This window comes from Clostridium sp. AF36-4, from assembly GCF_003435975.1.
Lineage (GTDB): Bacteria > Bacillota > Clostridia > Lachnospirales > Lachnospiraceae > Eubacterium_F.
This window is the reverse complement of sequence record NZ_QTVH01000029.1, coordinates 13,675-27,232: the sequence shown is the minus strand read 5'-3', so window position 1 is coordinate 27,232 and position 13,558 is coordinate 13,675. Positions and strand designations below refer to the sequence as shown.

Sequence of the window (13,558 nt, the reverse complement as noted above, 5' to 3'; positions counted from 1 at the left end):
TAAAATGTACTTGGGTCATGTAAAAGTCCTCCTGGGTATGTTTTTGTCGTTAAAAACATTGTACCGTAAAAGGACTGTTATATGGCCTTTTTACTTTTACACAATTATACGGACTTTATCTATTTTCAGCCTGTATCATAGCTAAACAAATCGAGTTGTGTGTCCGTTTTTGGGCGTTCTGCTAGCTTGTTTAAAGTCTCTTGAATGAATGTATGTTCTAAGTCAAAAAACTCTGACAGCGCCTTTATATAGCTTTCTTTTTCTTCTTTTTTTACTTTAATGATCGATAGCAACAATGATTTAACACTAGCAAGTTGAATGCCACCATTTCTTCCTGGTTTAATCTTAAAGAAAATTTCCTGATTCGCCTTCAGTACCTTCAGCAATTTATCTAATGTCCGCTCAGGAATGCCTAGCGCTTCTCTAATCTCTTTTTTAGTCGTCACCAAATAAGGCTTGTATACATCACTTTTTTCGCTAATATAAGCCATTAAATCTTCTTTCCATTCTGACAAATGAACACGTTGACGTTCACTTCTTTTTTTCTTGAATTTAAACCACCCTTGACGGACAAATAAATCTTTACTGGTTAAATCACTTGATACCCAAGCTTTGCAAAGAATGGTAATGTATTCCCTATTAGCCCCTTGATAGTTTTCTGAATAGGCACTTCTAACAAGTTTAATCACTTCTTTTTCTTCTAAGGGTTGATCTAATCGATTATTAAACTCAAACATATTATATTCGCACGTTTCGATTGAATAGCCTGAACTAAAGTAGGCTAAAGAGAGGGTAAACATGACGTTATTACGCCCTATTAAACCCTTTTCTCCTGAAAATTTCGTTTCGTGCAATAAGAGATTAAACCAGGGTTCATCTACTTGTTTTTTGCCTTCTGTACCGCTTAAAACCGTTAGACTTGAACGAGTAAAGCCCTTATTATCTGTTTGTTTGAAAGACCAATCTTGCCATTCTTTGAAAGAATAACGGTAATTGGGATCAAAAAATTCTACATTGTCCGTTCTTGGTATACGAGCAATCCCAAAATGATTGCACGTTAGATCAACTGGCAAAGACTTTCCAAAATATTCTCGGATATTTTGCGAGATTATTTTGGCTGCTTTGACAGATTTAAATTCTGATTTTGAGGTCACATAAACTGGCGTTTCTAAAACAAAATATGCTTGATAACCTTTATCAGATTTGATAATTAACGTAGGCATAAAACCTAAATCAATAGCTGTTGTTAAAATATCGCTTGCTGAAATAGTTTCTTTTGCCGTGTGAATATCAAAATCAATAAAGAAGGTATTGATTTGTCTTAAATTGTTTTCAGAATGTCCTTTCGTGTATGAACGGTTTTCGTCTGCATACGTACCATAACGATAAACGTTTGGTGTCCAATGCGTAAATGTATCTTGATTTTCGTGAATCGCTTCTTCGGAAGTCAGAACAACGCCACGTCCGCCAATCATGCTTTTTTTTGAGCGATACGCAAAAATAGCCCCTTTGCTTTTACCTGGCTTGGTAGTGATTGAGCGAATTTTACTATTTTTAAATTTGTACTTTAACAAGCCGTCATGAAGCACAGTTTCTACAACAAAAGGGATATTCATTCAGCTGTTCTCCTTTCTTACGAAAATTAATTAGTTAGAAGCTACGATCAAAGTTGAATCACAACAAAAAAGGCAATCAACTAAGTTTTTCTTAATTGATTGCCTGGTATCTTCTTAAAGACTTGAAATTCCCTCAAAAACCCGATATAATGGGTTTACAGATATTTAAGTATCTGATTAATAAAGTAATTAAATACTTTACCAAATTTCGGGTCTCGACTTCTTTAATTGATTGGTGGTAATCAATTAAGGCTCGCAACTTATTTTCTTGGCGGAAAATAAGTTGGTCGTGGCTCTTTTTTTGTATTCTTTATTCAGTTCGTTGTTTCGTTATATCTAGTATACCGCTTTTAAAAAAAATAAGCAACAATTTCGTTAAATATATTAACGACAATCATTGCTTCTCTTCTTCTATTTGCAACTCTACTTGTTCTAATTCATTAGGAATTAAGTCAATAACTAAGGTTGAGTTTGTCAATTCTGCAATTCGTTCCAATGTTTTTAATGTCGGATCTGATTTTCCTGATTCAATCAATGAATAATTTGATCTACTCATTTCTAATTCTTGGGAGAATTTTTCTTTTGATTTGGTACCTCTCATCTTTTTTAAGCTTTCTCTAAATGCTAGTTCCAAGTTTCTCCCTCCTGTTTATGTAAATATTTTGCACGTTTTCCATTTAATTATATCGTTACACCTTGTAAATCACAAGTGATTAATCACAAATCACTTGTGATTAGTGATTGTTATTGGTGTTGCCTAGAACGATTCTAAGCACATGTTTAATTTTAAAGTGGGCAATTATCTTTAAAATGTCCTACAATGATTCAATAAAAGCATGGCTGCTAGTGAAACTTGCGACCATGCTTTTAAAAATACTTAATGGGGTCCCGAGCGCTTTAGCTCCTTGGAAGCTGTCAGTAGTATACCTAATAATTTATCTACATTCCCTTTAGTAACGTGTAACTTTCCAAATTTACAAAAGCGACTCATAGAATTATTTCCTCCCGTTAAATAATAGATAACTATTAAAAATAGACAATACTTGCTCATAAGTAATGGTACTTAAATTGTTTACTTTGGCGTGTTTCATTGCTTGATGAAACTGATTTTCAGTAAACAGTTGACGATATTCTCGATTGACCCATTTTGAAACAAAGTACGTATATAGCTTCCAATATTTATCTGGAACATCTGTGGTATGGCGGGTAAGTTTTATTAAGACACTGTTTACTTTTGGTTTAGGATGAAAGCATTCCGCTGGCAGCTTAAGCAATTGCTGAATCGAGACTTGAGTGTGCAAGAGCAACCCTAGTGTTCGGTGAATATCCAAGGTACGCTTGTAGAATCCTTCTTCAACAATCAGATAGATGTCAGACGCACGGCTTTCAAAAACCACTTTTTTAATAATTTGTGTGCTTAAATGGTAAGGAATATTCCCAACAATTTTATACCTCTGTTTGTTAGGGAATTGAAACTGTAGAATATCTTGGTGAATTAAAGTGACACGAGTATTCAGTTTTAATTTTTCTGACGATAAGTTGAATAGATGACTGTCTAATTCAATAGACGTTACCTGTTTACTTATTTTAGCCAGTTTCGTCGTTAAATGCCCTTTACCTGTTCCAATTTCGTAAACGGTATCGGTTTCTTTTAAATTCAATTGTTTTATTATTTGGTTGAGTACTTTTTCACTCGTTAAAAAGTTTTGAGAATATTTTATATTTTTGTTCATGTAATCACTCCTGAAGTGATTACATCTGTAAATAAATACAGAAGTTAAACGATTTGTTTGTAATTTTAGTTATCTGTTTAAAAAGTCATAAGATTAGTCACTGGTAGGAATTAATCTAACGTATTTATTTATCTGCGTAATCACTGTTTTTAGTCTGTTTCAAAACAGTAGATGTTTTATCTACATTACGCATTTGGAATACCAACATGACGAATCCCTCCTTCTTAATTACAAATTTTTAGCATCTAATTTAACTTCAATTCCTATTATACAATATAGTGGTTCAGTTGTCAAGACAAAAATCTAAGCTTTTTATAATGAACTGATATATGTAACTGGGTAGGGGAGAAAATCCCCCCCTTAGGCTGCATGATCATCCAGTAACAGAATCGGATAATAGCAGGATGCCGGTGTTTGATTATTGAGTGCAGAATGACAACGTTCAAAGTTGTAAGTGTGCACATATTTACCGATTGCCTTCCGTGCTTCTCTGATATTGTTATATTGGGTCAGATATGCTTCCTCGTACTTGAAGCTTCGGAACCATCGTTCAATCATGATATTGTCAGCCCACCGGCTTTTACCATCCATGCTTTGACGGATCTGGTTCTCTTTGAGGAAATTCATGTACTCATTGCTTGTAAACTGACAGCCCTGATCTGAATTCAGGATAACAGGTTTTGCCACTATAAACGCCTTTTTTAACGCAGTTATGACCATTCTGGTATCCAGAGTATCATCGACTTCCCAGCCAACGATACAGCGGCTGTACCAGTCAATCACAGCGGTCAGATACAGAAATCCACGCTTAATGGGGATGTATGTAATGTCGATTGACCATGCCTGATTTGGACGGTCGATAACGGCGTTACGTAGCAGATACGGGCAGACTTTAGCCTGTCGCATACGTTTAGAAAGGTTCATTTTTGGATAAATTGGATCAATCCCCATTTCATTCATATAACGGCGCGTTTTCCGGCGACCAACCTGATGCCCACGCTTCTTCAGTTGAGCAGACAGTTGTCGTGCTCCCCAGGCCGGATTATCCGTGTGTAATCGATCTATGATCGATTTGCAATCCAACTCCTCCTGAGATATGGGCATGCCCTTGTAATAAACACTGGTACGATTGATATCAAGAAGTGTAGCTCCTGTTTTAACTGGAAGTTCTTTAGTCTTCAAAAGGTTTTGGACTAAATTTACTCTCGTAGTCAGGTCCAAGTGTTTCTTCAGATTTTTTTTTCAACCAATCCACCTGCATGGTGAGCTGGCCAACTTTTTTCGCATATTCAGCTTTTTCCTTGCGTTCTAAAGCGAGTTTTTCTTTCAGATTATCCTCTCGTGTGTCATTAAAAACCACGGATGCTTTATCGAGGAACTCCTTCTTCCAGTTGCGGAGAAGATTCGGCTGAATATTGTTTTCGGTTGCGATTGTATTTAAGTCTTTTTCTCCTTTGAGCAGTTCAATCACTAATTCTGATTTGAATTTGGCAGAGAAATTTCTTCTTGTTCGAGACATAATAATAATCCTTCTTTCTGTAGTGTTTACAGTATATCAGATTCATTAAGAAATGTCTCTTGAAGTGTCTTAAATTACGATACCATTATACAAAATTTTAAGATAATGCACTATCAACACACTCTTAAGTTTGCTTCTAAGTCTTATTTCCATAACTTTAGGGTTAACCATACGCAAGACCAATCACTCTCGGACAATACTCATGATTTTCGGTAAAAAACGTAAAAGAAATAAGAACAATTAACAAAATGTATAATAACAATCAATAGCGACTAATGATTTTCATGTAAAAGGACACCAAACTATACGGTGTCCTTTTCAAATTCTTACGTCATATCAAGGCTCATTCAATCGTGGTAAATTCGTGGTAAAATGAGTGCTTTCCTATATTTCAAAATGCTTGAAAGTATAGTGTTTATGCGGATAATCAAAAATCAGATATAAAATTTATTTTAATATCCTGACGCATTTCAATATTCGTAAACATCGTTTTGTATAATTCCAACTGCTGCTTTTCGTCATCACAGCATGCAATTCTTATTTTCATTTTTCCGCTCCTCTCCTTTACTATCTGCAAGCAAACCAAGTATAACACAAAATAACCGCTCACGCACAAAATTGGCATGAACGGTCATTTTTTGTCCCTGAACGGTCAAAATCCTATCTCACAACCCCACTCTCGGTCGGTCCAAAGTAAGATTCTTTGACATCTCCCTCATGACTAAGCACAAGTTTCTGCAAAACCAGACCAGATTCCATACAATAGATATGAATCGTATGTACGCCCTTATCCAATGTTACCTTCGTTTCTCCATAGTGGCAGTTATTTAATACACCCTCTGCCCAGTCTCTGGCACGGCTGTGGCCGCCACCAATGTTATAATGCTCATCAAGAACAGTCTTAACTTCACTCGCACTGCCGTCATCAAAAGAAACGGCATACCGCATATTGCGTCCATCTTCCAAGCTGTTCGTCGGTGCTGTAATCACACGCAGTGTGTACTCACCGCCCTCACGAATCAAAACGGAATACGAAAGACTTGGTCCCTCGCCCGGTTTGTCAAAGTTTGTTCCCATCGGATACACTTTCATAGAAGAAAGGGTTTTACCATATTCTTTCAGGCATTTCCATTCCTTGCCATCCTTTGATTCATTCGCTGCAAAATGTTCTGCCTCCATCGAGACAATACCATCGCGCTCTACAAATGTCATCGATGGCAGCTTCTCCGTTACTACAACTGCTTTAACTTTTACTTTCACTTCACAGCCTGCTGCCTGAACAAGGATTTCAGACTCTTTTGTCCCGGTAAGTTTTGAGAAGTCAACGGACACCTCAAAATTACGGACAGACTGTGGACCACAGGATAATTCACGAATCGAAACAAAATCATCCTCGCATGTAAGTGTCACATCAAGCAAAGCATCTTTGGCATTTGCAGCCTGAAGCAGATATGTTTCTTCACCAACAGAAGTAAACTCAGGAAGAGAAACCTCCCCTTCCGATACAAAGCAATCGGAATCGGCTGCATGAACAAGCAGCTTATTCTCATCCGATACAGCTCCCTGAACGGTCTCCGGGTACTTCCAGTCCTCATCATTCCAATGCGTAAAACCGATGTGTGCCGAAAGCATCATGCCATCCCATTTGCCATCTGCCATTTCTTTATTATAATAATTTGTCAGTTCTTCATCATATGTAATGCATTGTTTTACTTTTTCTGCATAATCTTTTGCTGCTGCCACACCATACTTCGCATAAAATTGATTCTTCGCTGCATACAGATTCATCAACTGAACATTTGCCCCTGCAACTGCCGGATAATAAACAAGTCCATAATAACTTGCCTTTGCTTCTTCCGGAAGTTTGCCATCAATGTCGTCTGCCATCTTTTTAATGCGGTGGCAGAGATGAATCATTTTACTGCTTTCACCGTAGTGTGTCACATGATAGGTATCCGGATATGTTACTTCCGGACGGCGGTTACCATGCATTCTTGTATATGCTTTCAAAACAGAAACAATTTCTTCTTTGACATCGTCATCTTCTACAACGCCGCCAAACTGCTCTTCTACCCAGCCGCGGATGAAATCATCGGTTTCATTTGGATGATTGATTCCCATTCCCTCATAATCATAAGCAAGTGCCATGTAGTAGGAAAGAGGAAGTTCCTGCGGACGGATATCTCCGACATTGACAATCCACAAATCTTTAATACCGTACTCATATGCCATGGTAAGCTGCTCCCATACTTTTGGAAGCGGTGTCGAATTAACCCATTCATAGGAAACCGGCGAACCATGATAATCAAAATGATAATACAGACCAAAACCGGCTTTTCTGTCGCGGTTTTCCTTGATTGGCAGTGTACGCACATTTCCAAAGTTATCGTCCGACAAAAGAAGAATCGTGTCATCAAGCGCAGCCCAGTCTTTTAAACCTTCTACGCCATCGCCGCCGTAATAATAATCTTCTACCTCTTTGTAAAGGGCAAGCATCTTTGGCATGTCATCACAGTCTTTTGCCTTAATAATCTCTAACTGGTCTGCAATAATCTTGCGAAGCAGTTCCACATTTTCCTGAATCGAGGAACCTTCCGGAAGCATTGTCGTATCACGCTCACCACGCATACCAATCGTAATCATATGTTTAAAGTCTTTGTTTCTCTCTACGCCATCTTCCCAGTAACGGTACAAGCCTTCGCCATTGGTATAATAATTCCAGTCTTTTCCATAACCGACATTGTTCGTATCGGTCTTTACTTTATCCCATTCCTCACTGGAACGCATCAAAGGTTCATGATGAGAATTTCCAATCGTAATCCCAAGGTCTGTCGCTAATTTTACATTTGCCAGTGGATCCTCTTTGCTTCCATCCAGGCACAAAGAAGCAGACCACATCGCCGGCCAGAAATAATTGCCCTTTAAACGGAGCAAAAGGTCAAATACCCGGTCATAAAATTTCACATTAAAATCACCAAACGTATTCATGACAAAGTTGCCAAGAGACGGCCACTCATCATTCATAAAGAATCCACGGAATTTAACCGAAGGCTCTTTTGAGGTAAATTCGATACTCTCATCCCAGACAATCTCTGCCTGTTTGCGTGGAATGGCATCTCCCCAGTACACCCATGGTGATACACCGATTTTTTCGGAAATGTGATACATACCATGCAAAGTTGCCACCGTCTCTGTTCCGGCAATTACCAGTTTATCGCCGTCCACAAGACAAATAGTATAACTCTCCCGTTTTCCGTCTAATTGAGAAACATTCAATTTCCCATTTGCAATCATTTCATCAATCACTGGATTTTTTCCAATGGTACCCGGAATTATCGAATATCCCTCCGGCATCGCATCACAAATTTTCGGCGCCACACCCGTGACAAGTTCAATATCTTTCTGGATTTTTTCTGCCACGTGGGAAAGTCCCGCAAAATCATCCGCCTCTTTTGCAATGTAAAGGCTCGCAGCCTGTGTTCCTTTTACCAATTCAAACATAAAACTGTTTCCTTTCTTACTTTAAGTCAAAGCCAAAATAATTTACTGCATTGTAATATGAAATATTTTTCACGATTTCTCCTAAGAGGTCATAATCCTCCGGATACTCGCCATTTTCCACAAGATTTCCGATATAATTGCATAAAATACGGCGGAAATACTCATGACGCGGATAAGAAATAAAACTTCTCGAATCCGTCAGCATACCAACAAAATTGCCAAGAAGACTTAAAGAAGCCAATGACTTCATATGCTCTTCCATACCGTATTTATGGTCATTGAACCACCAGGCAGCACCCTGCTGGATTTTGCCGCGCACGCCATCTCCCTGGAAACATCCAATCATCGTTCCAATCAATGCATTGTCGGTTGGATTTAAGGAGTAAATAATTGTTTTTGGAAGATTTCCCTCGCGGTTTAAGGCATTCATAAAATCTGCAACTTCAGCAACAAATCCTTTTGGATTAATGCAGTCGATTCCGGCGTTGGCACCGGCACTCTTAAATACCAGTTCATTATTCTCGCGCTTTGCACCATAGTGAAGCTGCATAACCCAGTTTCTCTTTTTGTACTCAGCACCCAAAAACAGCATACACATTGTGCGGTACTGTTTTAATTCCTCTTCGGTCAAAGTCTCACCGGCAAGACTTTTCTTTACCAGTGCATTTTCTTCTTCCTCACTAAGCGGACAAAACTCTGCATAATCCAAACCGTGGTCAGAAACTACACAGCCTCTCTCTGCGAAATAATCCAAACGTTTAACAAGTGCTTCTTTGAGCGTTGTAAAATCCGTAATGGTAACGCCGCTTACTTCACCAAGTTTCTGAATGTAAGAAACAAATCCTTCTTTTTCCGGACTCATCGCAAGGTCCGGACGCCATGCCGGGAGAACCTGCACATCAAAATCCGAATCAGCTGCAATCTGCTCGTGATAATGTAAATCATCAATCGGGTCATCTGTCGTACAAACGAGGGTAACACCGGACATACGAATCAGATTTTTTGCAGACATTTCCGGTTTTTGCAAAATTTCATTACATTTATCATAAATTTCTTTCCAATTCTTCTCAGATAAAGTCTCATTTATGCCGAAATATCTTTGTAGTTCCAAGTGACACCAGTGATACATCGGATTACCAATACAATTTGGCAGGGCTTTTGCAAAAGCGTGGAACTTTTCTTCATCGGAGGCATCCCCTGTGATGAAGCGTTCATCAACACCATTTGAGCGCATGACACGCCACTTATAATGGTCAGCTCCTAACCACAGCTCCGTCATATTTTTAAAATGTATATCCCCTGCAATTTCCTTTGGGACGAGATGACAATGATAATCTAACACCGGCACCTGTTTGGCATAATCATGGTACAGTTTTTTTGCTGTATCGGTTTGTAGTAAAAAATCGCTATCCATAAATGGTTTCATGGTCTTTCCTCCTAAATATTGCGTTCATTTTTATTTTAGCATATAATCGTATTAGGGTCAAAAGGTAAAATGTTTTCACAAAAAGAAAGGAGAGCGCTATGCCAATTATCAGTAATTCCATTCAGAACAATGGTGGTTCCTCGCAGGGAATCCGTTCCCAGACAAGAACCTACCGCTCCGGAAATTCCACACTGCACCTGCGTGAGGGGCAGACACTGCGGGGTGTCATTAGTGATATCCACGGAAATGACATTACCCTTTCCATGGAAGACGGATCATCCTTTACCGGCCAGCTTCCCGATGCCAATCAGTATTCCATCGGACAAAAGGCTGCTTTTCTGATTACCGGTCTTGAAAATAACACCATTTACATGAAAGCGACTACAGGAGCCTATTTGTTAAATATGGAAGATACCATTGCCCAGGCACTTGAGGAAGCGCTGCTTCCACGCTCTCCGCGTAATCTGGATGTGGTGCGCAGTCTTCTTAGCAATAGCCAGTCCATCAGCCGTGAAAACATTATGGCATCCATTCAATTGTGTGCCCAGTACCCGGAAGCCGACGTTCACTCCGTCATCACGATGAAATGTCTGGGACTGCCGATGACAAACGAGTCCGTTCTCCAGTTTGAGAACTATCAGAACCAGACACACCAGTTATTATATAAAATGGATGCGCTCACCGATTCGATTGGTGATATGCTTCACGCAATCGGCAATCAGGTTCCTGCATTGGCAAAAGAAACTGCTTCCGCTCTCTTAGACTTAGCGTTAGAGGGTGTGACCGTGCCGAAAATGACTGAGCAGGCAAACGAGACCGCTGCCGTATCCGCCGAGGAAAATTCAGAAGCACCTATCCCGGAAACCGGTGAAGAAGCTGCAAACACCACGGGAAATCCCGTTCAAGATGGCAGCAATGGCACAGCGGGCGCAGAAACTTCCACCCCTTTTTTGCGGGTAAAAAATCTGATTAACAATTTGACCGAATCCGTGGGATCAAAAAACACGCCGGAACCGGAAAATCCCACTTTTTCCAAAGAAGAAGTAGGTGCCTATCTCCCGGAGGAAGAACGCGCAGCAGTCCACGAGCAGTTACGTGACCTTCCTTTTTCCGAAGCCGCAAAAAAACAGCTTGCCGATGGTACACTTTCGGTCAGCCGTTTTCTAACCGAGATAAAACAAATGCTTCCTAACCTCACCGATGGGCAGGCAGGAAAACTTATATCCTCGGACGCCTTTCGAAAACTTGTTAAGGGACAGTTTCTTTCCAACTGGACGATTTCGCCAAAACAGCTAAAAGAGCCCGGTGCGCTCACGGAAACATATGAGAAAATGGCAAAAGAGTGGGAAACGCTCTCTCATTTCAGTCAAACCGTGTTAGGCAAAGATGTCTTTAGCAAACTTTCATCTTCTGCCTCCGATATGACAGAAAACCTAAACTTTATGAAAACGCTAAATGAGACATTTCCTTATATTCAGCTTCCGATTAAACTGCAAAATCAAAATGCACATGCAGATTTGTATGTGATGACACGCAAGGAAGCCTTGAAAAAGAACCCGGATAACTTAAAAGTTCTGCTCCACCTTGACATGGAGCACCTTGGCACCTTGGATATCCGGATTGCCAAAGAAAACACTGCGGTTTCGTTAAACTTTTTTGTTTCTGAAAAAGATACACTTCATTTATTCGAGCGCAATGTAGAACTTTTGCAGGATGCCATTAACGCACAGGGTTATGCCTGCACCTCCGAACTTTCGCTCAAAGAAAAAGAAGTCGATATTGTCAATGATTTTCTGGCAACAAACAAGGCACCAATCGGTGATATGAAACGATACAATTTTGACCTGCGGGCGTAATCAGTCCGCAGGCTTTTTCTTTTCTCTTGCAGAAATCAGGATACAGGCAGCAATCACAAACACAAGTGCCGCGGCACCGAAAATTCCGGTATCCATCCAATGGGACAAATCAATTTTCTCACTTTTTCCAAAGACCGCCAAAAGAGCAAGGACAATACCCATCAGTCCCTCCCCCGCAATCAGACCGGAGCAAAATAAAATTCCTCCTTCGTCATCTTTCTTTTTCCCAGATGAAACATAACGCAAAATTCCTCCCACCAAAATCGAAGCCGATAATTCAAACGGCAGATACAGTCCAATTGCCACCGGAAGAACCGGAACGCCCATAAATTCAACCGCCACGCCGATAAAAACGCCAATAAAAATCAGTGTCCACGGAAGATTTCCCTCCATGACACCCTCGGTAATCATTTTCATAAGAGTTGCCTGCGGTGCCGCTAACGCCTCACTGCCAAACTGCCACGCATGATTTAAAAGCATCATTACACCGCCAATCGTAACTGCCGACACCGCCACACCAATCAGTTCGCCAATCTGCTGGCGTCTCGGCGTTGCCCCCAGTAAAAAACCTGTTTTTAAATCCTGCGAAGTATCACCGGCAAGTGCCGCCACAATGCAAATTACCGAGGCAATCGAAATTGCTGCTATCATCCCCGGCATACCGATGGTATTTGTCGCCTTTAACCATGCCGTCACGAGTAATAAAGTGGCAATCGTCATACCGGAAACCGGATTGTTGCTGCTGCCCACCAGTCCGACCATGCGCGAAGATACGGTTGCAAAGAAAAAGCCAAATAAAATGACAAGCCATGCCCCGGAAAACGAAATCGGAAGTGCCGGAACAAGCCAAATGAGTAATGCAAACAGAACAATTCCTCCAATGACAACCCGAATATCTAAATCTCTCTCCGTTCGCTTTTCGCTTTTTTCTTTTCCACTTCGTGCTGCCTTCACTGCTTCATAAAAAGTGGAAAATAAAAGTGGCAGAGTTTTCACCAGACTAATAATGCCTCCTGCCGCCACAGCTCCCGCTCCAATATATCGGATATAAGAACTCCAGATAGCACTTGCCCCGCCCTCGTTATAAAGAGTGGTGATTGGCACTGTACCGGGATACAAAATGCTTTCACCGCCAAAAGACACAATTGCAGGAATCAAAACAAACCAGCCAAGAACCGCTCCCGCAAACATATATGAGGCAATTCGGATTCCACAAATATAACCAACGCCAATCAGTGCCGGATATACCTGCACGGAAAACAATGTCTTCAACGAACGCACCGGAACCATAACCGCTGCGGGAATTATTTTCATCCCATCTACTATATACTTAATCAGCGCGGCAAATCCCATACCAAAGAAAACAGTTTTTGCACCGCTTCCGCCCTCTTCACCAGCTAACAATACATCTGCACACGCTGTTCCTTCGGGATATGGCAGCACCCCATGTTCTTTTACAATTAGTGCCTTGCGAAGCGGAACCATAAATAACACACCAAGGACACCTCCACACAGAGCAAGTGTTGTGATGGTGAACAAATCCGGGGATTCCGCCTTTCCTTCTTCTGCCCACAAAAACAACGCCGGCAATGTAAAAATAGCACCTGCCGCTAATGACTCTCCTGCCGATCCAATTGTCTGCACCAGATTACTTTCCAAAATGGAATTGCGACGCAGCAAACCACGCAAAATCCCCATCGATACAACTGCCGCCGGAATTGACGCTGACACCGTCATTCCCACGCGGAGTCCAAGGTATGCATTTGCCGCACCAAAAACAACGGCTAACAAAACACCGACAATCACAGCGGTTATGCTAAATTCTTTCATTTCTTTTTCCGCCGGAACAAAGGGCTTAAACTCTTCTTTTTCCTTTTCCAAAGCTATGCCTCCAGTACTTGTTTTCT

10 protein-coding genes are annotated in these 13,558 nt (G+C 40.6%); 1 reads left to right on the top strand and 9 read right to left on the bottom strand.

The genetic code is table 11. The features are described 5' to 3' along the window. Positions 1-125: 125 nt before the first annotated feature. The 8 genes from DW005_RS12010 to uxaC form a co-directional block, all read right to left on the bottom strand. Positions 126-1,616, bottom strand: coding sequence for a primase C-terminal domain-containing protein (locus DW005_RS12010; protein ID WP_002380753.1), 1,491 nt, complete (start codon positions 1,614-1,616; stop codon positions 126-128). 394 nt (positions 1,617-2,010) lie between these two features. Further along, the gene (locus tag DW005_RS12005; protein WP_002380754.1) at positions 2,011-2,250 is read right to left on the bottom strand and encodes a helix-turn-helix domain-containing protein; all 240 of its coding nucleotides are present in this window, start codon (positions 2,248-2,250) and stop codon (positions 2,011-2,013) included. Between the two features lie 361 nt (positions 2,251-2,611). After that, positions 2,612-3,349 carry a 23S rRNA (adenine(2058)-N(6))-methyltransferase Erm(B) gene (gene erm(B) / locus DW005_RS11995; protein WP_117479738.1) on the bottom strand — a complete coding sequence of 246 codons (738 nt, stop codon included), beginning with the start codon at positions 3,347-3,349 and terminating at the stop codon, positions 2,612-2,614. 124 nt (positions 3,350-3,473) lie between these two features. Then, complete coding sequence (locus DW005_RS11990) at positions 3,474-3,557, bottom strand: 23S rRNA methyltransferase attenuation leader peptide (protein ID WP_001814874.1); 84 nt, start codon at positions 3,555-3,557, stop codon at positions 3,474-3,476. Positions 3,558-3,709: 152 nt separating this feature from the next. Next, complete coding sequence (locus DW005_RS11985) at positions 3,710-4,531, bottom strand: IS3 family transposase (protein WP_004841748.1); 822 nt, start codon at positions 4,529-4,531, stop codon at positions 3,710-3,712. Beyond that, a complete protein-coding gene (locus DW005_RS14240) occupies positions 4,521-4,868 on the bottom strand; it encodes a transposase (RefSeq protein WP_004615306.1) in 348 nt (115 codons plus the stop codon). The genes DW005_RS11985 and DW005_RS14240 overlap by 11 nt, the downstream gene beginning before the upstream one ends. Before the next feature lie 660 nt (positions 4,869-5,528). Further along, positions 5,529-8,369: a glycosyl hydrolase 115 family protein gene (locus tag DW005_RS11980; protein WP_117479733.1), complete on the bottom strand. Its 2,841-nt coding sequence runs from the start codon at positions 8,367-8,369 to the stop codon at positions 5,529-5,531. 16 nt (positions 8,370-8,385) lie between these two features. Beyond that, positions 8,386-9,795, bottom strand: a complete 1,410-nt coding sequence (uxaC, locus tag DW005_RS11975; protein WP_117479731.1) for a glucuronate isomerase — start codon at positions 9,793-9,795, stop codon at positions 8,386-8,388. Positions 9,796-9,893: 98 nt separating this feature from the next. Here uxaC and DW005_RS11970 point away from each other — a divergent pair, with 98 nt between their 5' ends. Beyond that, positions 9,894-11,651 (top strand): flagellar hook-length control protein FliK, encoded by a 1,758-nt coding sequence (locus DW005_RS11970; RefSeq protein WP_117479729.1) that lies wholly within the window; start codon positions 9,894-9,896, stop codon positions 11,649-11,651. Here the strand turns inward: DW005_RS11970 and DW005_RS11965 are convergent, their stop codons facing one another. Beyond that, positions 11,652-13,532, bottom strand: coding sequence for an oligopeptide transporter, OPT family (locus DW005_RS11965; RefSeq protein ID WP_117479728.1), 1,881 nt, complete (start codon positions 13,530-13,532; stop codon positions 11,652-11,654). Between the last annotated feature and the right edge of the window lie 26 nt (positions 13,533-13,558).